The organism is Lentzea nigeriaca (genome assembly GCF_016907955.1).
Taxonomy (GTDB): domain Bacteria; phylum Actinomycetota; class Actinomycetes; order Mycobacteriales; family Pseudonocardiaceae; genus Lentzea; species Lentzea nigeriaca.
Window position 1 is genome coordinate 339,839 of record NZ_JAFBCX010000007.1, and the last position, 23,806, is coordinate 363,644.

24 protein-coding genes, 1 tRNA gene and 1 pseudogene are annotated in these 23,806 nt (G+C 68.0%); 11 read left to right on the forward strand and 15 right to left on the reverse strand.

Features of this window, described 5'->3' with window-relative positions; genetic code table 11:
• The first annotated feature begins 19 nt into the window (after positions 1–19).
• From JOD27_RS26220 to JOD27_RS26235, 4 genes are all read left to right on the forward strand, one after another.
• Positions 20–90 (forward strand) — tRNA-Gly (locus JOD27_RS26220).
• 322 nt (positions 91–412) lie between these two features.
• Positions 413–1,108, forward strand: coding sequence for a hypothetical protein (locus JOD27_RS26225; protein ID WP_204764908.1), 696 nt, complete (start codon positions 413–415; stop codon positions 1,106–1,108).
• On the forward strand, positions 1,102–1,518 hold the full coding sequence (locus JOD27_RS26230; RefSeq protein WP_239568757.1) for a roadblock/LC7 domain-containing protein: 417 nt from the start codon (positions 1,102–1,104) through the stop codon (positions 1,516–1,518). Before JOD27_RS26225 ends, JOD27_RS26230 begins: the two co-directional genes overlap by 7 nt.
• A 161-nt stretch (positions 1,519–1,679) precedes the next feature.
• On the forward strand, positions 1,680–2,051 hold the full coding sequence (locus tag JOD27_RS26235; protein WP_204764910.1) for a hypothetical protein: 372 nt from the start codon (positions 1,680–1,682) through the stop codon (positions 2,049–2,051).
• Between the two features lie 51 nt (positions 2,052–2,102).
• On the opposite strand, the gene JOD27_RS26240 is transcribed toward JOD27_RS26235, so the two are convergent.
• Entirely contained in the window at positions 2,103–2,519 is a 417-nt protein-coding gene (locus tag JOD27_RS26240) for a hypothetical protein (RefSeq protein ID WP_204764911.1), read from the reverse strand.
• Between the two features lie 92 nt (positions 2,520–2,611).
• Here JOD27_RS26240 and JOD27_RS26245 point away from each other — a divergent pair, with 92 nt between their 5' ends.
• The gene (locus tag JOD27_RS26245) at positions 2,612–3,070 is read left to right on the forward strand and encodes a hypothetical protein (protein ID WP_204764912.1); all 459 of its coding nucleotides are present in this window, start codon (positions 2,612–2,614) and stop codon (positions 3,068–3,070) included.
• Here JOD27_RS26245 and JOD27_RS26250 read toward each other — a convergent pair.
• Positions 2,965–4,476, reverse strand: coding sequence for a sodium:solute symporter family protein (locus JOD27_RS26250; RefSeq protein WP_204764913.1), 1,512 nt, complete (start codon positions 4,474–4,476; stop codon positions 2,965–2,967). The two genes, JOD27_RS26245 and JOD27_RS26250, sit on opposite strands and share 106 nt — an antisense overlap.
• A 243-nt stretch (positions 4,477–4,719) precedes the next feature.
• Between JOD27_RS26250 and JOD27_RS26255 the strand changes: the two genes are divergently transcribed.
• A complete protein-coding gene (locus tag JOD27_RS26255; protein WP_204764914.1) occupies positions 4,720–5,358 on the forward strand; it encodes a response regulator transcription factor in 639 nt (212 codons plus the stop codon).
• Here JOD27_RS26255 and JOD27_RS26260 read toward each other — a convergent pair.
• Positions 5,320–5,895, reverse strand: a complete 576-nt coding sequence (locus JOD27_RS26260) for a TetR/AcrR family transcriptional regulator (RefSeq protein WP_204764915.1) — start codon at positions 5,893–5,895, stop codon at positions 5,320–5,322. The two genes, JOD27_RS26255 and JOD27_RS26260, sit on opposite strands and share 39 nt — an antisense overlap.
• 81 nt (positions 5,896–5,976) lie before the next feature.
• Here JOD27_RS26260 and JOD27_RS26265 point away from each other — a divergent pair, with 81 nt between their 5' ends.
• Both JOD27_RS26265 and JOD27_RS26270 read left to right on the forward strand, forming a co-directional pair.
• Positions 5,977–7,011 carry an FAD-dependent oxidoreductase gene (locus tag JOD27_RS26265; protein ID WP_204764916.1) on the forward strand — a complete coding sequence of 345 codons (1,035 nt, stop codon included), beginning with the start codon at positions 5,977–5,979 and terminating at the stop codon, positions 7,009–7,011.
• A gap of 151 nt (positions 7,012–7,162) precedes the next feature.
• A complete protein-coding gene (locus tag JOD27_RS26270; RefSeq protein WP_204764917.1) occupies positions 7,163–8,998 on the forward strand; it encodes an acyl-CoA dehydrogenase in 1,836 nt (611 codons plus the stop codon).
• Between the two features lie 80 nt (positions 8,999–9,078).
• Here the strand turns inward: JOD27_RS26270 and JOD27_RS47220 are convergent.
• The 5 genes and pseudogenes from JOD27_RS47220 to JOD27_RS26300 all read right to left on the reverse strand — a co-directional run.
• A pseudogene (locus tag JOD27_RS47220) lies at positions 9,079–9,647 on the reverse strand (MFS transporter); the annotation flags it as partial.
• A gap of 274 nt (positions 9,648–9,921) precedes the next feature.
• On the reverse strand, positions 9,922–10,650 hold the full coding sequence (locus tag JOD27_RS26285) for a DUF1206 domain-containing protein (protein ID WP_204765002.1): 729 nt from the start codon (positions 10,648–10,650) through the stop codon (positions 9,922–9,924).
• A 111-nt stretch (positions 10,651–10,761) separates the two neighbouring features.
• On the reverse strand, positions 10,762–12,546 hold the full coding sequence (locus JOD27_RS26290) for a VanW family protein (RefSeq protein ID WP_372441742.1): 1,785 nt from the start codon (positions 12,544–12,546) through the stop codon (positions 10,762–10,764).
• Positions 12,547–12,825: 279 nt separating this feature from the next.
• The gene (locus JOD27_RS26295) at positions 12,826–13,119 is read right to left on the reverse strand and encodes a GroES family chaperonin (RefSeq protein ID WP_204765004.1); all 294 of its coding nucleotides are present in this window, start codon (positions 13,117–13,119) and stop codon (positions 12,826–12,828) included.
• A 36-nt stretch (positions 13,120–13,155) separates the two neighbouring features.
• A complete protein-coding gene (locus JOD27_RS26300) occupies positions 13,156–14,976 on the reverse strand; it encodes an NHL domain-containing thioredoxin family protein (RefSeq protein WP_307830325.1) in 1,821 nt (606 codons plus the stop codon).
• 214 nt (positions 14,977–15,190) lie between these two features.
• Between JOD27_RS26300 and JOD27_RS26305 the strand changes: the two genes are divergently transcribed.
• Complete coding sequence (locus JOD27_RS26305) at positions 15,191–16,210, forward strand: NAD(P)-binding domain-containing protein (RefSeq protein ID WP_204764921.1); 1,020 nt, start codon at positions 15,191–15,193, stop codon at positions 16,208–16,210.
• On the opposite strand, the gene JOD27_RS26310 is transcribed toward JOD27_RS26305, so the two are convergent.
• On the reverse strand, positions 16,207–16,875 hold the full coding sequence (locus JOD27_RS26310) for a dienelactone hydrolase family protein (RefSeq protein WP_204764922.1): 669 nt from the start codon (positions 16,873–16,875) through the stop codon (positions 16,207–16,209). The two genes, JOD27_RS26305 and JOD27_RS26310, sit on opposite strands and share 4 nt — an antisense overlap.
• A gap of 27 nt (positions 16,876–16,902) precedes the next feature.
• On the opposite strand from JOD27_RS26310, the gene JOD27_RS26315 reads away from it, so the two are divergent.
• On the forward strand, positions 16,903–17,676 hold the full coding sequence (locus JOD27_RS26315; RefSeq protein WP_204764923.1) for an HAD family hydrolase: 774 nt from the start codon (positions 16,903–16,905) through the stop codon (positions 17,674–17,676).
• On the opposite strand, the gene JOD27_RS26320 is transcribed toward JOD27_RS26315, so the two are convergent.
• The 5 genes from JOD27_RS26320 to JOD27_RS26340 all read right to left on the reverse strand — a co-directional run bounded on the left by JOD27_RS26320 (position 17,673) and on the right by JOD27_RS26340 (position 22,032).
• Positions 17,673–18,017, reverse strand: coding sequence for a PIN domain-containing protein (locus tag JOD27_RS26320; protein ID WP_204764924.1), 345 nt, complete (start codon positions 18,015–18,017; stop codon positions 17,673–17,675). The genes JOD27_RS26315 and JOD27_RS26320 overlap by 4 nt on opposite strands.
• A gap of 14 nt (positions 18,018–18,031) precedes the next feature.
• A complete protein-coding gene (locus tag JOD27_RS26325; RefSeq protein ID WP_307830326.1) occupies positions 18,032–19,399 on the reverse strand; it encodes a serine protease in 1,368 nt (455 codons plus the stop codon).
• 57 nt (positions 19,400–19,456) lie between these two features.
• Complete coding sequence (locus JOD27_RS26330) at positions 19,457–20,305, reverse strand: NAD(P)-dependent oxidoreductase (RefSeq protein ID WP_204764926.1); 849 nt, start codon at positions 20,303–20,305, stop codon at positions 19,457–19,459.
• Positions 20,306–20,533: 228 nt separating this feature from the next.
• On the reverse strand, positions 20,534–20,680 hold the full coding sequence (locus JOD27_RS26335) for a hypothetical protein (protein WP_204764927.1): 147 nt from the start codon (positions 20,678–20,680) through the stop codon (positions 20,534–20,536).
• Between the two features lie 158 nt (positions 20,681–20,838).
• Complete coding sequence (locus JOD27_RS26340) at positions 20,839–22,032, reverse strand: ATP-binding protein (protein ID WP_204764928.1); 1,194 nt, start codon at positions 22,030–22,032, stop codon at positions 20,839–20,841.
• 143 nt (positions 22,033–22,175) lie between these two features.
• Between JOD27_RS26340 and JOD27_RS26345 the strand changes: the two genes are divergently transcribed.
• Positions 22,176–22,781, forward strand: a complete 606-nt coding sequence (locus JOD27_RS26345) for an SIMPL domain-containing protein (protein ID WP_204764929.1) — start codon at positions 22,176–22,178, stop codon at positions 22,779–22,781.
• Here the strand turns inward: JOD27_RS26345 and JOD27_RS26350 are convergent.
• Complete coding sequence (locus JOD27_RS26350) at positions 22,778–23,758, reverse strand: serine hydrolase domain-containing protein (RefSeq protein WP_204764930.1); 981 nt, start codon at positions 23,756–23,758, stop codon at positions 22,778–22,780. The genes JOD27_RS26345 and JOD27_RS26350 overlap by 4 nt on opposite strands.
• Positions 23,759–23,806: the final 48 nt, after the last annotated feature.

Consider the following 23,806-nt stretch of genomic DNA (forward strand, 5'->3'; position numbering starts at 1 on the left):
CGGCGGCGAGCTTGCTCCTGCGGGTGTAGTTCATTGGTAGAACGACAGCTTCCCAAGCTGTAGAGGCGGGTTCGATTCCCGTCACCCGCTCTCGACTCGAAGGCCCTCCTCGTGAGGGCCTTCGGCGTTTCCGGGGTCTGTCAGGCCCTCGGCGGCCGCTTCAGACCGACCAGTCGGCCTGTTTGCCGAGTGAACTGGAATGTTTCACTCAATGGGGTGACGCCCGACCGAAAAGGGTCGTGACTACGGGTAGAAGTATCCCTGCCGATCGCTCTTTCGATGAATCCGAAGTACCCGATCGGCTGGTTCGTCGGATACCGCTCTGTAGGCCCGAATTCACCGGGAGTGACCTCTGAGACGCGATAATCGAGCCTCGTTCGACGTCCTCGCGTACGCCCTGGCGCAGTGTCACGTGGAACGAGTAACCGGCGTATTGCGCGTTGTCGGCAATGCGGGCGGCCTGTTTCATCTCCGCGACGGCGCGGTGGTCGCGGTGGACAGTCCCGGTTCACCCGGAGCGGACACGCTGCTGATCAGTTCGGGAATCATCGAAGAAAAGGACTGGGCGGCCGCTCTGGTGGAGAGCGTCGAGACGCGGTCGCTGCAAACGGCGCTCGTCGCTCGCGGGGTCGTCACGGCCACCGCGGTCCAGGACGTCGCGACAGCCGCCATGCAGGACGGCGCGTTCGCCGTTGCCGCCGGGGAGATCGAGCGGTGCTGTGTCGACGAATCCGTCGATCCACCCCTGCTACCTGCGACTACCGGCGTCGAGCCCGACCTGTTGCTGGCCGAGACGACCCACCGGCTGGACGCCCTGGCCACGCTGCCGTTCCCCCTGTCGCCCTACCGCGACCGCGTGGTGGCCGTCTGCGGGACGGAACCGGCCACCGTGGAACAGCGGCAGATCATCGAGCTCGCCACCGGAAGACGCAATGCGCGGGACATCGCCTTCGCGCTCGGGCGCGGCCTGCACGCGGTCACCGTCGAAATTTCCCGGATGCTGGGCGACGGCCTGCTGGAGATCGCCGAGCCCACGACATCGTTCAGCTTTTCACATTGGGGGCTCACCTCGCTGCACCCTCGGGCCCCTAGGGAGGTGGAATGTTAGTACTGAGCGGTTCGACCTTTCCGATCCAGGAATGGAGTGAGTTGAACTACGACGCCCTGGGCGCCGAACTCAAGAAGCTTCGAGAGAACGTTGCCGGGGTGACCGACACGGTGATAGCCGCGACCGACGGTATCCCCATCCTCGCCGACGTGGCGAAGAACGTCGACCCCGCGCACATTTCCGCACTGGCCGCGTCCGGACTCGGAATCGCACGCCAGACGACCGAGGTGGTCGGCCTGGGCACCCTCGGCCAGACCGTGGTGTTCGGCAGCGAGGGCTACATGGCCGTGTACGCCATCGGCCGGCTGTCGCTGATGGTCGTGCTCGGGGACAAGGGGCTGAACCTCGGACGTCTCCTCCACGAGTCCCGGCCCGTGATCGAACGGCTCGGCGCGATCCTGGCCGCCTAGCGCACCGGGTGAGCGAGAAACGGTCGGGGCGCATGTCCACGCTTGGCTCACTGATCTCAACGACGATCTTTTCCGCATGGAGGCGTGTCCGCATGCCATCGCGACACCGGAAAGCGGCCACGCCGTCTCGACCACCATTTGACAGAGGGAAGTGGAGTTCGATGAACATCGATATCGCGATGAAAGAGGCCATGTCCATCGCCGGCGCCGTCGGCGTCGCACTGGTCGACCACGAGAGCGGGATGTCGCTCGGGACCAGCGGTGGAGGCGACTGGCTGAACCTGGAGATCGCCGCGGCCGGGAACACCGAGGTCATCCGGTCGAAACTCCGGGTGATGCAGGCGCTCGGCCTCAACGACAGCATCGAGGACATCCTGATCACATTGCACCGCCAGTACCACCTGATCCGGTTGATGGGCGGCGTGAAAGCCAGGGGTTCGCTCTTCCTCTACCTGGTGCTGGAAAGAGATGTCGCGAATCTCGCCATGGCCAGGCACCAGCTCAAGCGCATCGAAGCCGAACTGCAGGTGTGAATTTGTGCTGAAAGGCCTTCCCACGCGGAGGGCCTTTCAGCACCGCGACAATCAGTCGACCGGGAGACCCCACGGACGGCGGTCCAGCTCGACCCAGCCTCCACCGCGGGCCAAGGCCGCACGAACACCGGCGACGTGCTGCGCGAACGACGCGAGGTCGCCATGCAGCAGTTCGGCGCGTTCGACGTCCAACGGGTGCGTGTCGTCGTGCCACAGGTCGACCGGGAACGACGCCACGAACGGCATGGACTGCAGGAGTTGCAGCAGGGCGACCGAAGGCTGCGCGGTCTCGGCGAGGTAGTCCAGGCGGATCGACTCGCAGGCCGCCAGGAGCTCGCGGACCTGGCGGATGGCGTCCGCCGGGGTGCCGTCCCACGACGCGTCCGGGTAGACGCGGTCGCTCAGCTCCAGCCAGAGCCGCCAACCCGCGGTCAGTTCCGCGTCGTCTGCGGGAAACCAGGCACTCATGCCATCCACTGTGCATGCGCCGCGGCGCATGAGTCTCGTGACGATGACGCACGCCACGGCAACCATCGGGTGATGTGCACGTCTTGAACCGCATGACGCGAGTGTGGCAAGGACGGACCGCGCTGCTCAGTCTCACGATCGGGCTCGCCATCGGTGTGCTGCTGACGTTGCTCGCCGTGCCGGCGCTCAAGTACGAGGTCGTCGAGCACGCCAACCTGCTGACGAGGGTGCTGGCCTACGGCTTCCTGCTCGTGCCGATCGCGGTGGTCACCGTGCTGAAGAGCTCCTGCCCGGTCACGCACACGACCGGGCTCGTAGTGGGGGCGACGGTGGTGCTGGCGACGACGGCCGAGTCCTACACGGGCACGCCGATGCCCTACGTGTGGCTCGCGGCGGCGACCCTGTTCGGGTGCGCCGCCGCGAGGATCATGAAGAACGAACGCGCTTACGCTTTGACGGCTTCCATGTCGGGAGCGTCGGTCTTGAGCGAGTCGATCAGCGCGTCGCGCTCGGCCGACGGCTCGGGCTTCGCGAAGCCGATCGCCAGGTAGAGGACGAGCGAGACCAGCAGCGGAGTCGAGACGATCAGCGCCTGCGAGACGGTGAAGTCCTTCAGGAACTGCTGTTCGGTGTAGAGGAACACCCAGGTGGCGAGGCCGCCGATGGTCGACGTGAGTGCGGCCGTCGGGCCGACCTTGCGGAACCACGGGAGCAGGCCGAGCATCAACGGGATCGCGATCGGGCCCATCGTGGCCGCCACCAGGGCGATCACGACCTTCAGCACGAAGCCCTTGGTGTCCGCGGTCAACGCGATGGTCATCGATAGGCCGATGAACGCGAACGTGGTGATGCGCGCGAGCTTCAGCTGTGCGTCGGCCGACATCGTCAGTGCGCCCTTCCAGATGCGCGGGAGGATGTCACGGGTGATGACGGCGGTGATGACGTTGGCGTCGGAGGAGACCATCGCCATCGTGTGCGAGAAGAAGCCTGCGAGGACGAGGCCCACCATGCCCGCGGGGAGCATGGCCTTGCCCATCGCGACGTAGGCCTGCTCGGCGTTGGCGTCCATTCCCGGCACGATCAGCGGCGCCGCCCACATCGGGAAGAACAGCACGAGCGGCCACACCAGCCACAGCACCGCGGACAGCAGGGCCGAGCGCTTGGCGGCGAAGCCCGACGGGGCCGCCATGTAGCGCTGGGCCAGGTTCCACATGCCGCCGTTGTACTCGAGCGTCTTGATCAGGAAGAGCGCCATGAAGAACGTCAGCGTGTAGGGACCGGTCAGCGGGTCGCTGTGGCTCGCGGGGAGCTGGTCCCAGATCTTCCACATGAAGTCGATGCCGCCGAAGTGCGCGGCGACCGCGAAGAACATCGCGAAGCCCGCGAGGCCCTGGATGACGAACTGGCCGAAGTCGGTCAGCGCGTCGGCCCACAGGCCACCGAGCACCGAGTAGACCATCGTGACCGCACCGACGAGCGCGATGCCCCAGCCGACAGGCACGCCGGCGAAGCCCTGCAGCAGCAACGCGACGGCGACCCACTTGGCCGCGATGTCGACGACCTTGAGGCCCGCGCCCGCCCACGCCATGAGCTGCTGGGTCGGCACGTTGTAGCGGATGGCCAGGTACTCGAGCGGCGACTTCACGTCGTGCTTGGCCCGCAGCCGGTTCCACGCGGGCGCCCAGAGGAACGCACCGATGCCGACACCGAGACCGATCGTCAGCGACCACCAGATGTAGACCGTGAGGCCGAGCCGGTACGCCTCCGCCGCGAACGCGACGAACATGACGGCGCTGTACCCGGACATGTGGTGGGAGATGCCCGACAACCACCAGGGCATCTTGCCGCCCGCGGTGAAGAAGTCGGCGATGTTGTTGATCCGCCCGCGGGACCAGAGCCCGATGCCGACCATCACCACGAAGTAACCGGCGACCACGATCCAATCGAGGGTGCCCATGTGACCTCCTTGCGTGCACACACGTGTGCCCGCGAGAGCACCAGGCCTGATGGCGGCGGGAACCTGGCACATCCGCACGGGATATGTGACGTAGGTCTTACGAGACTGTTGCCCCGGGACGGAAGACCTTCAGCGGTCTTGAATCACGTTTGTGATCCTTGTTCATCCACATGAACCGGCTATTCCGCGTCACACGTCCGAGGGAACGACGTCTCACCTCTGGATGCACGAACGGAGGTGCTGATGCTCCCGCCCGGCCGGCCTGCTCCCGGCATCGCGCTGATCGACCCAGTGCCGCTCTACCGCGAGGGCCTGTCCGGCCTGATCAGGCGGACTCCCGGCCTGCGCTGGCTCGGGTCGACGGGTGATCTCCACGCCGCCGTTCGGCTGCACGAACGCCTGCGCCCCGACGTGCTGCTCGTCGACTCCGTGCTGGACCCGGTCGGTCACCTGGCCCGCCTGCTGGTCGAACGAGATCCGATGCTGCTGGTCATCGGGCTGGTACGCGATGCGCACTCGCATGCGAACTACGTGACGGCCGTGCTGGAGTCGGGTGTGCGCGGAGTCGTGCCGCGCAGCGCCCAGCCGGAGCAGATCGTCCGCGTCATTCTGGAAACCTGCAGGTCGCGCGGCTACGTGCACCCCGACCTGCGCCCGAAGGAACGACCGACGCTGACCCGGCGCGAGTACGAGGTGCTCACGCTCATCGCGGACGGCCTGGAGAACCAGCAGGTCGCCGACGAGCTGATCGTGTCCGTGGAGACCGTGCGCACCCACGTGAAGGGCATCCTGCGCAAGCTGAGCGCGCGTGACCGCACGCACGCGGTCTCGCTCGCCTACCGATCAGGTCTGCTGATCGGCCGCCCAGCCGTGCTCGAGTAACCCGAACACCTCGTCGGCCGCCCGTTCGCGGTCGTCCCGCTCGAAGATCACGTCGCGTGCCTCCAGGGCGAATCTGGCCAGCGCGGCGCACCTGACGTCGTCCGCCGGAACACCCGCCTCCTCCGCGATGGCCCGCGCCAGCGCGTCCTGGTGCCGCGTCCACATCCGGTGCCCGTACTCGCGCAACGCGGGCGTCTCCACCACCAGCCGCTGGAAGATCTCGAACTGCGGGTGGTCGGCGTGCCCCCGCGCCGCCTGCACGAAGTGGTCGCGCAACGCCATCGGGATCGACCTGCCCCCGCGGTTGCGCACCGCGGCGACCAGCGCGGACTCCTGCGCCTCGTCCTCGTCGAAGACCAGCGCCTCCTTGCTGGGGAAGTGCTTGAACAGCGTCGTCACCGACACGTCCGCCGTGTCGGCGATCTCCTTCACTCCCACCTCGTCGAAACCGCGCTCGAGGAACAGCCTCGTCGCCGCGTCGGAGATCGACTGACGGGTCTGCAGCTTCTTGCGCTCACGGCGGCCGAGCTCGGTCACCTCTCCACCATATCGCATTGGTTGAGCAGGTTCAAAAGTTGAGTGGTTGCACTTTTGAACTCGATACGCTTTCATGGAGTCATGCCCTCACCACGCATCGCCATCGCAGGCGCCGGACTCGGCGGCCTCACCTGTGCCCGAGTGCTCCAGCTGCACGGCTTCGACGACGTCACCGTGTTCGAGCGCGAGAGCTCGCCCGACGCCCGCCAGCAGGGCGGCACCATCGACCTGCACGCCGGCAGCGGCCAGGAGGCCATCCGGGCCGCCGGCCTGTTCGACGAGTGGCGCGCGCTCGCCCGGTTCGAGGGCCAGGAGCAGCGCAGGGTCGACCCCGTCACGGCCGAGCTGATCGAGCATGAGCCACCGGAGGGCGACTTCCGCCCGGAGATCGACCGCGGCCAGCTCAGGAAGCTGCTGCTCGACTCGCTCGCACCGGGAACCGTCAGCTGGGGCGTCGGCATCGGCTCGGCGCGGCCGGGCGAGGTCACGTTCCTCGACGGCTCCACCGCCACGTTCGACCTGGTCATCGGCGCGGACGGCGCCTGGTCACGGGTGCGCCGAGCCCTGTCGGCCGCCTCGCCGCAGTACACCGGCGTGATGTTCGTCGAGACCCGGCACGACGACGACGAGCAGCTGCTCGGCCTCACCGGTCAGGGCACGATGGTCGCGGACGACGAGGGTTTGATGCTGTGGGCCCAGCGCAACAGCGGCAATCACATCCGCGCGTACGCGTGCATGCGCGCGCGTGAGGATTGGAGGCCCTCCAACGCCCAACTGCTGGAGCTGTACGCCGACTGGCACCCGTCGCTGCGGGCGTTCCTCACCGGCGAGCCGATCCACCGCCCGCTGTACGCGCTGCCCGTCCCCCACACGTGGGAACACACACCAGGCGTGACGCTGCTCGGCGACGCCGCCCACCTCATGCCTCCGCTGGGCGTCGGCGCGAACCTCGCGATGGAGGACGCGGCCGATCTGGCGCTCGCGATCGCCGAGCACGGTGTCCGAGAGGGGGTCCGGACCTACGAATCTGCCATGTTGCCGCGCGCGGTCGACGCACAGGAGCGCACGAACGCGGGACTGCTCGACATGGTTCCCGAGCGCCCGATACGCGTCTGACCTGCTCTCATGCCCGATCCAGACCACTTCGCGGACTGTCTACTTCGCCACCAGTGGGTGGCCACCCTTGCCGGGGTTACTGTCGGGTAATACTCTGTTGTTACCGGTCAGTAGGCGACCCCGCCGCGACCCTGAGGAGTGAGCTGACGAGATGGGCCACTACAAGAGCAACGTCCGGGATCTCGAATTCAACCTGTTCGAGGTCTTCAACGTGCAGGACCACCTCGGCAAGGGGCCGTTCGAGCAGTCCGACGAGGACACCGCGCGCGGCGTTCTGGCCGAAATGAAGACTCTCGCGGAGGGTCCGCTCGCGGACTCGTTCGCCGACGCCGACCGCAACCCGCCGAAGTACGACCCGAAGACGTTCTCCGCGACCCTGCCGGAGTCGCTGAAGAAGTCGTACCAGGCGATCTGGGACGGCGAGTGGTACCGCATGTTCCTGCCCGAGGCGCTGGGCGGCTTCGGCACGCCCCCGTCGGTGGCGTGGGCCGCGTCGGAGATGATCCTGGGCGCCAACCCGCCGATCTACATGTACCTGGCGGGCCCGAGCTTCGCGACGGTCGTCTACAACAACGGCACCGAGCGCGACAAGCACTGGGCGCAGATCATGATCGACCGCGGCTGGGGCGCCACGATGGTGCTGACCGAGCCGGACGCCGGTTCCGACGTCGGCGCCGGCCGCACCAAGGCGATCAAGCAGGACGACGGTTCCTGGCATATCGAGGGCGTGAAGCGCTTCATCACGTCCGGCGACCAGGACCTGACCGAGAACATCATGCACATGGTGCTGGCGCGCCCCGAGGGCGAAGGCATCGAGGCGAAGCCCGGCACCAAGGGCCTGTCGCTGTTCCTCGTGCCGAAGTTCCACTTCGACCCGCAGACCGGTGAGCTGGGCGAGCGCAACGGCGCCTTCGTCACCAACGTCGAGCACAAGATGGGCATCAAGGCGTCCACCACGTGCGAGCTGACGTTCGGCCAGCACGGCGTCCCCGCCAAGGGCTGGCTGCTGGGCGAGGTGCACGACGGCATCGCGCAGATGTTCGACGTCATCGAGTACGCCCGGATGATGGTCGGCACCAAGGCCATCGCGACGCTGTCGACCGGCTACCTGAACGCGCTGTCCTACGCCAAGGAGCGCGTCCAGTCCGCCGACCTGACCCGCATGACGGACAAGACCGCCCCGCGCGTCACCATCACCAACCACCCGGACGTGCGCCGCAGCCTGATGCTGCAGAAGGCGTACGCCGAGGGCCTGCGCGCCGTGTACCTGTACACCGCGACGTTCCAGGACAAGGTGATGCTCGGCGGCGAGGACGCGGAGCTCGCGGCCAAGGTCAACGACCTGCTGCTGCCGATCGTCAAGGGCGTCGGCTCGGAGCGCGCGTACGAGCAGCTGGCGCAGTCGCTGCAGACCCTGGGCGGCTCGGGCTTCCTGCAGGAGTACCCGATCGAGCAGTACATCCGCGACTCGAAGATCGACTCGCTGTACGAGGGCACCACGGCCATCCAGTCGCTGGACTTCTTCTTCCGCAAGATCATCCGCGACAAGGGCCAGGCGCTCGCGTTCATCAACGGCGAGATCCAGAAGTTCCTCGACAACGAGGGTGGCAACGGTCGCCTGAAGGAGGAGCGGGCACTGCTCAAGCAGGGTCTCGAGGATCTGCAGGGCATGCTCGGTGCGCTGGTCGGCTTCCTGACTTCGTCGCAGGAAGACGTCCGCAACCTCTACAAGGTCGGCCAGAACTCGGTCCGCCTGCTGATGACCGCGGGCGACGTGCTCGTCGGCTGGCTGCTGCTGCGCCAGGCCGAGGTCGCGCTGGAGAAGCTCGGCGGCACCCCGTCGGCCAAGGACAAGGCGTTCTACGAGGGCAAGGTCGCGGTGGCGTCGTTCTTCGCGAAGAACGTGCTGCCGGAGCTCACCGCTCGCCGCAAGATCGCCGAGTCCACCGACAACTCGCTGATGGACATCGACGAGAGCGTCTTCTAGGACACTCGCTGACGACGGGTCCCGCACCTCCTGCCCGAGGTGCGGGACCCGTTTTCGTTGCGTCAGAACGACATCGCCGACGGTCCGGCCACCGCGCCGAAGTTGAACGCGGCGGTCGCGTAGGCACCGGCCATCGTGGGCGCTCCGGCCGCGTGGCGCAGCGTCCGCGCGATCAACGTGCTGCCGACGCCGAACGACAGCACGCCGAGCACGAAGACCAGCGACAGCAACAACACCGGCTCGCCGCCGAGCTGGTCGAGGCTCAGCCAACCGGCCAGCACCAGCGGTCCGTCGGCCCCAACAGCACCAGCGCGACGGGCACCCACCACTCGCTAAGCCCGGCAACGTCCGTGATGACCGGGCGAGAAACCTGAAGTGGCCGAACGTTCCGCGTTCACCAGCACGGCGAGCACCATGACCACTATGAGCCTCGGCTTGCCGAGGCGCGCCAGTTCCGGTCGCAGCGGTGGCGTCGCGGCGTGCGCCGGTCGTGCCGCAATCCCTTTCAGCACACCGATTGCCGCCGACCCGCAGAGCACGGCGACCGCGAGGAACGTGGCACGCCAACCGAAAGCGGTGCCGAGGACCGAACCTCCTGGCACCCCGGCGATCGTGGCCGCGGTGTGCCTGACAGGAGTACACCGAGCGCCGGGAGCCGAACTGGTGGTCGACCAGGTGTACCAACGCGCCCGGCGCGGCCGCAAAGCCGTGATCGTGTGGCAGAAGACAGGTATCCCGCAGGACTCCTGGTTCGAGGGTATGAGTCTGCTTCCCGGCGATCTCCTGCTGCTGCGGGGAACCTCGGGATGGGGCCAGCACAACAATCTTCTACGTGGGCCGGGGCCAGGTCCTGGCGGGCTGCCGCGGTCCGTGCAGGCAGGCGCTGCCCGCCATCGGCACAGACTCGCGACAGCCTGACGGTTTCAGCCTCGGAGGGCGCGCGCGGCGACGAAGCAGTAGACGCCGAACGCGGCGATGCCGATCGCGACGGCCGCGAGCAGGTACGGGCCGAAAGGCTGTTCTGCCAACGTGTGCAGCGCCTTGTCCATGCCGCCGGACTGCTGCGGGTCGGCGTAGATGGCCGCCAGTCCGATGAGGACACCGATCACGCCGTACGCGACTCCCTTGCCGATCCAGCCGATCCGGCCGACCGGCTCGATCCACGACGGCGCGCGGATCATGTCGAGGTCCTTCTCGAACGACTTCTTGATGCCTTTGTAGACGATCGCGCCCGCGGTGATGACGACGCCGACCGCGACCGCGCCGACGATCCACTGGCCGCCCGGCCACACCAGCACCTGGGCGGTCACTTCCTGCTGCTGTTGCGTGGTGTCGCCGGTGGCGCCGCTCGTCGCGTACTTGAAGGCACCGAAGGCGATCGCACCTGAGGTGATCGCGCGGGCGCCGGAGCCGATCCGTTTGGTGATCCGCTTTCGCTTCTCGCTGCGGTAGCGGTAACCGACGCAGGCCAGGAGTGCCTGCCAGAGCGCGAAGAAGACGAGGCCGATGCCCACGGCCCAGAGCAGCCACGCACCGTTTTCGGCGATCTCGGTCAGCGCGCCCTTCGAATCCGTCCGCTCGGCGTCACCGCCGAACGCGACCTGGAGCGCGAGCCACGCGATGAGCACGTGGACCGCTCCGTACACAACCATCCCCACGCGCCCGAGCGTCTCGACGACCGGGTGTCTTCGCGTCTCATTCGCAACAGTGGCCACGAACGGGTGAATACCCGCGCGTGGCCACTGTGAACCCGACGCTCAGCCTCAGCCGCCGGCCGGCGGCTCACAGATGATCTTGAACTGCGGATCGTAGCGGACCGTCCGTGACTCGCTGCGGGACTGGCCGGTACGGCGGTCCGTGATCGTGCGGGTGTCCGTCACCGAGAAGCCGGGCGCGCCGTTGCTCGGCGTGCAGCCCTCCTTGGAGATCTTCTTCTCCTGCGGCTGGGTCGGGTTGAACTCGCTGCTGGTGGAACCGGTGACGTCGTAGTTCTTGGTGCCCCAGAGCACGATCTTGATCGTGGAGGGCGTCCAGATCGTCTGGATGGCGATGCCCGTGTCGTCCGGGTTCGTGAACGCGATGTCGATCAGGCTGTTGCCCGCGCCGTCCATGAACACGGTGGCCTCGCGGCCCTTCGGGTACCGCGAGATCCAGTAGCTGTGCTCCTTGTGGCCCGCGTCCTTCATGCCCGCGTAGTAGGCCGCATTGTAGAGCGTGGTCGCGAACTGCGAGATGCCGCCACCGACCGCCTTGCCGGGGATGCCGTTCTCGATGATGCCCGCCTCGACGTAGCCCTGCGCGGTACCGCGGGGGCCTGTGTACTTGTTGAGGCTGAACGTCTCCTTGGGCTTCACGATCGCGCCGTTGACCTTCTCGGCGACAACCCGGATGTTGACGCCGGAGGCGGCGGCGAAGCCACCGGTCTGGAACTCGCCGATGACCTCCTTGATGCCCATCTTGTTCGCCTGCTCGGTGGTGACCTTCGCGGGCGTGTGCTTGTACTCGAACTTGACCTCGCGCCCGTCGGTCTTCTTCACCGTGTCGAAGTAGGGCTGGAGGTTCTTGTCCCAGTCGAGGTCGAGGCCGTCCACCGACTCCTTGACCGTCGGCCTGCCACCCTCGAACACGATCTGGGCGTCCTTGCCCTCCTTGACCGTGTCCTTGAGCTGCGGTGCGGCGAACTCGACGAGCTTGTCCTTGTTCGGCTTCACGTTCAGCGCGCCGCCGTCGCCGGGTTCGAACGCCAGAGTGCCGAAGACCTGCTCGGGCGTGAGGGTCGCGTCCTTGCCCTCACCCTTGATCTTGACCGGACCGGAGACCGCGGTCTTGACGACGTCGTTGAGCGCCTTCTCGACGCCCTCCTTGGTCGTCTTGACCGGGGTGAAGTCCACCGGAACCTCGACGGGGCCGCCGGAGGCCCAGTTCGAGACGACCTTGTTGACGGCCTCCTCGACCTTCAGCTTCTGGCCGGCGTGCGGCTCGACGGCGACGGGGTTGCCGCCCTCGAACTTGATCGAACCCTCGATCGGCTCGTGGTCGAGCTTCGGCCGCATCGCCTCGAGCGCGCCGCTGACCTTCGCGTCGTCGCCCTTCGTCGCCACACCGACCTCACGGCTGGTGAAGAACGAGGTGATGCGCGTGATCGGGCTGAGCGGCTGGCTGCCCGCGCGGTCGATCGTGGCGTTCCAGTCGAGCTCCAGACCCGCTGCCTTCGGGTCGAGCTCCGCGGTGACGTCGCCCGCCTTGAGCGCGACGGGCTTGCTCAGGCGCGGGCCGATCTGGTCGCGCAGCTTCTTCTCGGCCTCGTCGTGGGTCATGCCGCCGACGTCGACGCCCGCCACCGTGACGCCGCGCGGCACGTTGCCGCTGGAGATCAGGATGTCGAGGCCGTAGAGCAGGCCGAACGCGCCGACCACGACCGCGGCCACGAGCAGGGCCTTCTTCTTGCCGTTGCGCGGCTTCTCGTCGTCCTCGCCCGGCTCGATCATCACGGGCCCGTAGACGCCGGAGTCCTCCGGCTTCGGCTCCGGCGGGGTCACCGGCCGCATGTACTCGGTGGCGTCCTCGCTCGCCGGGAAGCCGACGCCGGGCACGGCCGCGGTGACGGTCGGCTCGTTGTCCGGCTCCTCCGACGGCCACGCCGCCGTGGAGGGGTCCACGGTCACCGGCGAGATCTTCGTCGTCTGCTCGGAGGCGGTGCCTCCGGGGTTGACCGGCGGCATCGCTCTCGTCTTGTCAGCGTCGTACGGCACAGCTCTCCCCGTTGCCCTGTCTCTGGTGAGGCGGCATATGTGTGTAGCTATCAGGCGCAGATCACGAACGGCGGCTCATAGGTACAGACCGGTACCGTGCTCGGTGAGCTCGGTTGCAACCGCGTGCAGGTCGCGTTCCCTCATCACGAGGTACGTGGTGCCCTGCACCTCGACCTCAAGCTGATCTTCCGGGTTGAACAGCACCCGGTCGCCCACCTTCACGTGACGCACGCTGGTACCGACTCCGAACACATCGCCCCACGCCAACCGCTTCGCCATCTGGGCCGTCGCGGGGATCACGATGCCTCCGCTTGAACGCCGCTCGCCGTCCTCCGGCGAGATGCGCACCATGACGCGGTCGTACAGCATCTGGATCTCGAGCTTGACATCAGGCACCCGCAGAGTCTACGTGGCCTGCTGACCCTCCTCGTCCATGCCGCCCATCAGCAGGGGCAGACGTGTAGGTGCATCGGCAACCACTCGAACGGGAACACCCCAGTCCTGCCTGGTCAGACGACAGACCGGGTGTTCGTCGGCAGGATCGTCACTGCAACTGGCCGCCTGCGCTACGACGTGCAGAACGCCGTTCGTGACCTGATCGTTGATCCGCAACGCCCGTACCAGTTCGGTGCTGACACCGGCGCCTTCCAAGATCAGCTCCGGCGGCGAGCTGGTGATCTCCAGCCGGGTCGACGGCCCGTACCGCTCGTCGAGCTTGGTGCCCGTCGGCGGGGTGAAGATGACGGCCAGCTCGATCTCCCCGGCCGCGATGTCGGTGCTCGGCCGCTTGACCTCGTGGGCCTCGCCGTCGATCTTCGTGGCCGCCGCGGAGAACCGCTCCAGCCGGTGGGCGGCGCTCGCCACCACGACGAGCTCGTCGTCGATCAGCAGCGCGTCGGACGGTTCGGCGATATCCGTCGCGATGGTCGTCAGCGTGCTGGTCTCGGGGTCGAAGCGCCTGATGGCGTTGTTGTAGGTGTCCGAGATGGCGAGCGAGTGGTCCTTCAGGACCGTGACTCCGAGCGGGTGCTGCAGGAGGGCTTCCTCCGCGTCGCCGTCCTTGTGCCCGAACGCGAAGAGTCCCTTGCCGATGACGGTGTGCACCTCGCCGTTCTCCAGGTAGCGGAGCGCGCTCGTCTCGGAGTCGACCATCCACAGCCGGTCGCCGTCCGCGGCCAGACCGGACGTCTGGGCGAAGAAGGCTTCCTGCGCGGGCCCGTCGTTGATGCCCTCGACGGTGGTGCCGGCCAGGCGGCTGACCTGGTTCGTCCCGGGGTCGAAGAAGCCCAGCGTGTGGTTGCCGGCCATGGCGATCGCGACGCCGCCGTTCCACCACGCGACGTCCCACGGGCTGGTGAGGTCGATCTTGTCGGCGGGACCGTCCGTCTCACCGTCGCGCCACTGCTCACCGGTGCCCGCGAGGGTCCTCACCTCGCCGGTTTCCAGGTTGAGGCCGCGCAGCAGGTGGTTGACGGTGTCCGCGACGACCACGTCGTAGCCGTGGGTGTTGGGGACGAGGGTGAGGCCGGCGGGTTCGGAGAACGAGGGGTTCAGGCCGTCCGCGCGGCCGCGCTCACCGGTGCCGATGCGGCGGACGACGGTCTCGCCGTCCTGCTCGAGCTCGACGATGCTGTGGTGGGCCGAGTCGCTGACCAGGATCGTGTTGCTCGGGGTGACGATGGCCTTCGCCGGGAACCTGAGCGTGGTGTTCGCGGGCTCGGGGGCGACGTACGGGCCGTTGCCGCGGTGCAGCGTTCCCTTGGCGTCGTGCTCTTCCCTGAGCTCGTTGATGATCGTGTCGAGCGCTTCCACGTGCCCCTCGCCCGCGGCCACGTGAACCACGTAGCCCTCGGGGTCGATCAGCACCAGCGTCGGCCACGCCTTGACGGCGTAGTTCTGCCAGGTGGTCAGCTCCGGGTCGTCGAGGACCGGGTGGTGCACCTCGTAGCGCTCCACTGCGGCCTTCAACGCCTCCGGGTCCGCCTCGTGGACGAACTTCGGCGAGTGGACGCCGATGGTGACCAGGACGTCCTCGTGCTCCTTCTCGAGGGGGCGCAGCTCGTCGAGCACGTGCAGGCAGTTGATGCAGCAGAACGTCCAGAAGTCGAGCAGCACGATCTTGCCGCGCAGGTCCCTGAGGCTGACCTGGTCGCCGCCGGTGTTGAGCCAGCCGCGTCCTACCAGCTCGGGGGCTCGGACACGGGCACGGCGCTTCGCAGTCGTCACGGCCGTATCCAACACTGTGGACGGTTTCACTGTTCCGACGTCCACGATGTGGAACTGGAGACCCTGAGCAGGTGGCTGATCTACGTCGCCGGCCGATTCCTCGCTCATTGGAGCGAGGATTGACAGCAACTCGCCAGTAGCCCGCATCATGGACGTAACCGCCCACCTGAACCTTTGCGCTGTCTTTGGCGTAGAGGTCCCCGGGAGGTGCGTGATGGTGGAGTACCTGGTGGTCGGTGCGGGTCCCGCGGGACTGCAGATGGGGCGGTTCCTGCACGACGCGGGCCGTGACTACGTGATCGTCGAGGCGGCACCGGAGCCGGCGAGCTTCTTCCGGACGTTTCCGCGGCACCGGGTTCTCGCCACGGACGACAACTCGCTGTTCGACGGTGTGCCGTTCGCGCGGTACAGCAAGCGGTCGTTTCCCGACGCCGATGATCTGGTGCGGTATCTGGAGGACTTCGCGCGGCCGTTGAACATCCGGTACAACACGCGGGTCACGCACACGGACCAGTACCAGGCGCGGCACGTCATCCTCGCCACGGGCAAGAAGCCGTACGTGCCAGGCATTCCCGGGGTCGAGCACGCCGAGACGTACGCGAGTGCCAGCACTGATCCGACGGAGTACTCGGGGAAGCGGGTGCTGATCATCGGGCGGGGGCACAGCGCGTTCGAGACGGCCGACAACATCGCGACCACGGCGCGGATCACGCACACGGTCGGGCGGTCGGTGCAGCGGATCGTCAAGTGCGGCAACGAGTTCGTGGCGACGTTCGACGGAACCGGGGAGCTGCGGTACGACAAGGTGGTGGTCTGCACCGGCTTTCGCAGGGACACGAGTCTCGACGTGCCGCACGCGCACGTGCTGGCCGGCGACTCCATCAAGGCGATCCGGCATGCCGCGCGGGCGTTGCACCGGACGTTGGAGGCCGAGCACCACGGGGTGCCGTGGCCGCATCGTAAGGTGCGCAACCGGCCGGACTCGCTGGCCGCGACCGTTGCCAGCCGGGCCGGGCAGATTCCTGACGGGCTGGCGGATGTCGTTGTGCTGCAAGGAGGGCACGCGCTGCTCTACGACGAGATGCCCACCACCGAGCGCAACGGGTTCGTCGTGACGAGCACGCAGATCTGCCACTACCGCAAGAACGAGCTGATCGCGGTCGAGCGCCGGTTGCACCGCAAGCCGCTGGAGAGGTTCTTCTCGCAGCAGCTCGCGGTGCCGTGCATCTCCTAGGCCGGGAGCGTGCGGGCGAGAAACGCCGCGGTCAGGTCCCAGGCGCGGTCGGCGGCGTCCTTGTCGTACCAGGGGCCCAGGTGGTTGAGGAACGCGTGCCCCGCGGGCTCCAGGGCGATCTCGGCACCCTCGTGCTCGGCGACCGCGTCGACGACCTTCTGGTACTCGGTGATGAACGCGTCCTCGGTGCCGAAGTGGAACAGGATCGGGCACGACACCTGGTCCAGCGTGCCGATCTGGTCCGGCACGCCCGAGCCGTAGAACGACACGGCGGTGTCCGGGTCCGAGGCGACGGCCGCCGCGTAGGCGAGGGTGCCGCCGAGGCAGAAGCCGAGCACGCCGACGCCACCGGTGACCTCCGGCAGTCCGCGCAGGTACTGAACCGACCGGACGACATCCTGGACGGCCAGCGGGAAGTCGAGGTTGCCGACGACCTCCATCGACTTCTGGATGCCCGCCTCGTCGTGCTCGCCGACCCAGCCCGGCTGGAAGCGGTGGAAGAGCTCGGGCACGGCCACGACGTAACCGAGCGCGGCCAGCTTCTCCGCCACGCCCCGCAGATAGCCGTCCAGGCCGAAGATCTCCTGGATCAGCACGATGCCGGGACCGGAGCCGGACTCGGGGAGCCAGACCGGCAGCGGCATGTCGTCAATTCGATGGGTCATGAGGTGATCCTGCCCGATAATCGGCCGATGATCCGGCTGATCGCGACCGACCTCGACGGCACGCTGCTCCAGCCGGGCGGGGTGCTGAGCGACCGCACCCGCGCCACGCTCGACGCCGTGGACGCGGACGTCGTGGTCGTCACCGCGCGGCCGCCCCGGTACGTGCAGGACCTCGACCTCCCCGGCACGGCGATCTGCGCGAACGGGGCGATGATCTACGACCTGACGAACCGGGAGGTCACGCACGCGCAGACGCTGCCGTTCGACGTGGTGCGGAAGGTGTCGGCGGCGCTGGCCGAGGTGATCCCGAACGTCGGCATCGCGGTCGAGACCGGGCTGGAGGTGTTGTCCGAGCCCGGTTTCCAGGGGTTCGGGCCGAACAATCCACATCGGACACTGGAGCTGCTCGAGCACGTCTTCGCCGAGGCGGACCAGGTCGTGCAGATGCTCGCGTGGGCACCGGACGCCGAGGCCGACCACCTGATGGAGATCGCCAGACAGGCCGTCGGGCAGCATGTCACGGTCACGCACTCGGGTGGGCTGGGCCTGCTGGACATCAGCCCGCCCGGTGTCTCGAAAGCAGCGGCTCTCGAATCCCTCTGCAACGCAAGAGGAATCAGCAAGGACGAGGTCATCGCGTTCGGCGACATGCCGAACGACCTGTCGGTGCTCGGGTGGGCCGGCACGGCGTACGCGATGAGCAACGCGCACCCGGCGGTCAAACGAGCGTGCGCGAACCACGCGCCGCCGAACACCGAGGACGGCGTCGCGCAGGTCATCGAACGGCTGTTCCGCCTCTAACGGCGTGGCACCGAGGTGGGGCCGGCCACCTCGGCCCCCAGGGCCGTCACCCGCCGCCGCAGCTCGCGGTCGGCGGTCACCACCGTCACCGGTCGTCCGGCGCCTTCCTCGCGAACCACCTCGACGATCTTGTCGTCGCCATTGCCCGACGCTGCGACGACCCGGACGTCGTCGACGCTGGAGACGTTGCGCGCCTTGCCTTCCACGACCAGAACGACCTCCTCGTCACGGCCGCGCAACGCGTCGCGGAGGCGTTCGGCCGCGCCCGCCCTGTCACGCCACCACCCGTCGGGCACCGAACCCACGACGTTGGCTGCGTCGACCACGAGCAACGGCTTCACGCCCCCAGCCTGCCTCAGTCCCGGCGGGCCCGCAGCGCGTCCAGCGAGTCGGGGCCCTCGTCGGCGGCGGAAAGCGTTGCGGGCGCGGAAACACCGGCCCAGCGCAGCACGGCAGCGGTCGCGGCGGCGCGGTCCTTCTCCGGCAGCTTCGCGATGTTCGAGCCGTGGTTGCCGCCCGGCACCGAGAACATCAGCGAGTCGCGCGTGCCCGGCCCGAGCCGGAACGGTTCCGCGCTCCACGGGTCGTTCTGCCCGTACACGAACAGCAGCCGCGAGCCCTGGTAGCGCACCCAGAGGTCGATGTCGGCCATCGCGTGCCGGTCGAAGCGCGGGAACTCGATCTCCGCTGGCACCAGCGTGCGCGGCACGCTGACGCCGGGGTAGCGCAACAGATCGCGCACCGAGGACTCGTCGGCTTCGGGCCAGCCGAGCTGCGTGCCCGCCTGGTAGTAGTACGTCTCGTAGGGCGCGATGCCTGCATCGGTGTAGAAGTCCCAACCGACGGTCTTCTCCATGAACGTCCAGATGTCGTCCACCGAAGCACCCGCACCGGGCACCAGCGTGCACTGGCTCTGCGTCCCGTACTGCCAGAACGTGAACGGCGTGTCCAGCACGAGGACCTCCAGCGCCCGGTGCCCACCGCCGAACTGCCTGAACGTGTAGCCCTTGGCCTCCAGGCGGGACACGATCTCGTCGCGGTGCTGCAGGATCTGCCGCTGCACGCCCTCCAGCCGCCGGTTGCACGTCGGGTCGTTGCCGACGTTGCGGATGAACTCGCCGTAGACGTCGCGGTCGTTCACCACGTCGTTGGGCGCCACGTACGCGATGGTCGCGTCGACGTCGCGTGGGAAGAACCGCCGGTGGTAGACCGAGGTCATGCCGCCCTTGCTGGCACCCGTCGAGAGCCAGCGGGCGCCGTAGATCTTCTTGAACGCGCTGACGATCCGGTGGTGGTCGTTGGCCGCCTGCCAGATGTCGAGGTCGTCCCAGTCGGCGGGCGACGGCCGCGACGGCGGGAAGAACCGCTGTTCCACGCTGATCTGGTTGCCGTCGACGAGCCGGGCGGGCTCGGACGCGCCGACCGTGCCCGGCAGGTGGTAGCCGGAGGTGTGCAGCACCATCGGCTTGGTTTCCGCCTTGTGCAGCAACGAGAACCGCTGCTCGAACCGGGCGCCGCGCGGCTTGCGGTGGTCGACGGGTTGCTGGATGCCGAGCACGAACGTCCTGGCGGTGCCGGACGTTCCTTCGCTGATGATCCGCACACCGGGGATGGCGGCGATGCGGTTCTTGACGTCTTCCGCCGCGGATGACACCGCGGCTGTGGCGAAGACCTGCGTCGATACCAGGCCGAACGCCAGCAGGGAGCGTACGAGTCTGTTCACCAAGCCACGCTATTGAGCCCGCACGCCTCGCCGGACCGGCCGATCGTCGGGCGCTTGTCAGAAGCTCGCGTAGTAGGACGCGGCCATGTCCTCCTCGCCGTGGCCCTTGGTGACCGCGCGGTTGAGCCGCGCACTCGCTGCCTGTGCCACGTCGAGCTGCACGTTGGCACGTACCGCCGCCTCGTTCACCAGCAAGGCGTCCTTCAACGCGTTCTGCACGGTGAACGCGGGCGAGAAGGACCGATCGATGATCGCGTTGCCCTTCATCTGCAGGTACGCGCAGTCCGTCGGCCCGCCGGAAACGGCTTCCAGGAACAGGTTCGGGTCGATCCCGGACGCCTCGGCGAGCGACACCGCCTCACCGACGGCGGCCGTCAGCGCGAGGACCCAGCTGTTCGCGACGAGCTTCAGCTTCGAGGACGCACCGGCCTCGCCCACCCACATCGTGCGGGCGCCGATCACGTCGAAGACCGGCTGCACCCGGTCACGCAGCTCAGGCGCACCGGACGCGAGCACGACGAGCTTGCCCTCGGCCGCGGGCTTCGTGCTGCCCAGCACCGGCGCGTCGACGAACTCCAGCCCGAGCGAGCGGGCGAGCGCGATGAGGTCCTCGGTGGCCGAGACCCCGACCGTGGACGCCTGGATCCACACGGCGTCGTGCGGCAGCGAAGGGGCGGCGTCCTGGATGACCGACGTGACGGTGGCGCCGTCGTTGAGCATCGTCAGCACGATCTCCACGCCCTCGACGGCTTCAGCGGGCGTGTCGGCGACGGTGGCGCCCTGGTCGGCGAGCGGTTCGGCTTTGGCGCGCGTGCGGTTCCAGACCCGGATCTCGTGTCCGGCAGCGACGAGGTTGGCTGCGATGGGGGCACCCATGAGGCCGGTGCCGAGCACGGCGATCTTCATGGTCCCAGCAAACAAGAAACCTCGCGGTGCTGCCAGGTCGGGGGTCCGACAGCACCACGAGGTCAACCGTGACATCGGCGGACCGACATGCACCGTTACAGCGCCAGCATACTGTGGCGCGGATCACGTTTAACAGAATGAAACCCCTGGAGCGCGGGAGGTGCTCCAGGGGTTCCCGTTGGGGGGAGGCACTCGCTACGGGGCGCCGCGCGAGTGCCGGGTCGAAAGTCAGCGCAGGGTCGTGACCTGAGCCTGGGCGATTGCCATCAGCTCGTGACGCATGGACGGCGTGGCGGCCATGTCGATCGCGCGAGCCACGGCCTTCCGGTTGCGCGCCTCGGCACGACGGGCGCGGAGCTTCGCTGCGAAGTTCATCTCGGTCTGCACTTCCCTCTCGGAGGTCTGCTGTGTTGGTAACTCAAGTATGCACCCTCCTACCCACGAACGCACACGATTATCCGGTGAGTTGGGGCACATGCCGATGAATCATCGGCTGACAACGTGAACGGCCGGACAACGGCAGGCACCTTCGGCTAGTCCTCCCGGCCGAGCAGGAACCTCCCGAAGTGCGGCACGGTGAAGGCGATCTGACCCCGTTCCGCGCTGTAGACCAGGCCTTTCTTGATGAGCGAGTCCCGTGCGGGCGACAGCGACGACGGCTTGCGCCCCAGGTGGTCGGCCACCTGGGCGGTGTTGACGCCCGCATCCTTTCCGTCGGTCAACTCGGCCATCGACCGGAGATACTCGCGTTCAGCGGGCGTTGCACGCTCGTATCGGGAGCCGAAGAAGCCCACGGCCAGCTCCGCGTCGGCCTCGGGAGCGGCCACGGAGACGTCCAGCGCGGAGATCGGATCGGCGGGGGCCGCGTCCCAGGCGGCCTTGCCGTAGGCCTGGATGAAGTACGGGTAGCCACCACTCGCATCGAAGAGGGCGTCCAGCGCCTCGTCGGTGATGCGGGCGTCCTCCCGTTCGACCGGCGCGAGCACCGCGCGGTCGGCGTCCTCCCGGCTGAGCCTGTCGATGCGGACGTAGCGGAAGAGCCGCTCCGAGTACGACTTGCTGGCGCTGAGCACCGCGGGCAGGTGCGGCAGACCCGCGCCGACGACGACCAGGGGCGCGCCCAGCTGCGAAAGCTCGTGGCACGCCGCGCACAACGCGCTGATGTCGTCGGGCTTGAGGTCCTGCATCTCGTCGATGAGCAGCGCGACGCCCGTGCCGACGTCCTGCGCGAGCTCGGCGACGTCGGTGAACAGCTCGACGAGGTCGATCTCGATGTCACCGGAGTCGGCCCTGCCGCTTGCCGCCGGCACGTCGATGCCGGGTTGCCAGCGGTCGCGCAGCTTCGCGCCGTCCGGTGCCGCCCTCAGCGCGAACGCCTTGAGGATGCCGAGGATCGCCTCGACCCGGTCCGGCGCGCGGTGCCGGACCGCGAGGTCGCGGATCGCCCGGTGCAGCGCGGCCGAGAGCGGTCGTCGCAGGTCGGCGTCCGGCCTGGCCTCGACCTTGCCGGCACCCCAGCCGCGTTTGACCGCCATGGACCGCAGCTCGCCGAGCAGCACCGTCTTGCCGACACCCCGCAGCCCGGTCAGCACGAGACTGCGTTCGGGGCGGCCACGGGCCACGCGTTCGAGCACCACCTCGAACGCTCCGACTTCCTTGTCCCGGCCGGCGAGCTCAGGAGGCCGCTGGCCTGCACCGGGAGCGAACGGATTGCGCACCGGGTCCATGGCTCGCACCGTATCGGCGTTTCTAGGGCCCGCAGTAGAGACGCGCAGACGAACCACGACTGGATCTGTATTCGGCTTTCTAGTGATTGAGCAATAGATCCGAATAGTTGCGGATCGACCGGGGCACCGGTTGGCTGGCCCACGTGGCTGAAGTCGTGACGAAGGGGACCGGCGAGGTCGAGCGGACCGCCGACCGCGCCCAGGTGGACGTGACGTTCGAGGCGCTCGGTGCCGAACGTTCCGAGGCGGTGAGCACGCTCAACCAGCGCATTTCCGCCGTCGAACCGCTGCTCGAGGACTTCGAGGTGCGCTCGCGGCAGCTGTCCGTGCACGACAACTGGGACAACAACCAGCGCGCAGGCAGCCGCGCGTCGCAGCAGTACGTGATCTGGGTGAGCGACCTGGACCGGCTCGACGGGCTGCTGGCCGAGCTCGTGCAGGCCGAACCGTCGTGGATCAACGGACCGACGTGGACGCTCGTCGACGACACCGAGGCCATCCGCGAGGCGCAGAAGGAGGCCGTGGCAGACGCGTTGCGCCGCGCCGAGGGCTACGCGTCGGCGCTCGGGCGACGACTCGGGCCGTTGCTGCGCATCGGCGACACCGAGGGCGGGCACTACGCGCCGATGGCCCGGTCCGCCTCGTTCGAGATGGCGGGGGCGGCCGGGATGGTCGACCAGCTGAACCTCAAGGCGCAGCAGATCACCGTGTCCGCGTCCTGCACGGCGGCCTGGTCGTTGCTGGACTAGAGAACCTGCCGAGCGGCGCTCCGCCAGAAGTCACGCATGATCGCGAGAGGTGTGGGGCTGGTCATCGCGGTGCGCGTGAGCAGGATGGTGATCAGGTTCTGCGACGGCACGACGTGGGCCGCCGTGCCCGAGCCGCCGACCCAGCCGTAGCGGCCCTTGACGTTCCACGGGTCGATCTCGGCGATGTCGACGCTGCCGCCGAAGCCCCAGCCCTGGCCCTCCAGGAAGATCCGCCCGGCCTCGCGCTCCTGCGCCGTCGTGGTGTCGACCGCCAGTTCCGCGAGCAGGTCGCCGTTCAGCAGGAACCTGTTGAACGCCAGCAGGTCATCCACAGTGGACTTCAGACCACCGGCACCGGACGGCAGGGCGTCGCTGATGAAGCCGGTGGTCGGCATGCCGATCGGCTCGTAGAAGCGTTCGGCCATGAAGTCCGGGAGCGAGCCCGTGACGCGGTGGAGCAGCACGCCGAGCACGTCGTACGACGTGTTGTAGAGCCAGCCATCGCCTGGCTGGTGCAGCAACGGCACCAGCGCGAGGTGCTTGAGCCATTCCTCCGGCGACGGTAGGTCCTCACGACCGTGCAGGTGCGCCTCTTCGAAGAGCTTCTGCGTGGCTGGCAGTGAGAAGTCCGCCGTGAAGCCCCAGCCGGAACGCGACGCCAGCAGGTGCCGGACGGTGATCGGCCTCGTCGCGGGGACGACGTCGTCGATCCGACTGCTCGGCGTCCGCGCGACCACCGGGTTCGCGATCTCCGGCAGCCAGGTCGCGACCGGGTCGTCGAGCCCGAGCTTCCCGTCCCGCACCAGCAGCATCGCCGCCGTGGCGACGATCGGCTTGGTGACCGAGGCGATCGGGAAGACCGACTCGCGGGTCTCCTCGCCGATCGCCGCGAACTCGACGTCGTCACCCCTGGCGACGAGTGCGACCGCGCTGGGCGTGGTCGCGCGGTGTGCCACCAGAACTTCCTGCAGCGTCATGGGTCGCCATCCTTCTCCTGATCGGGTTCGGATGGTTCGACTTCACGA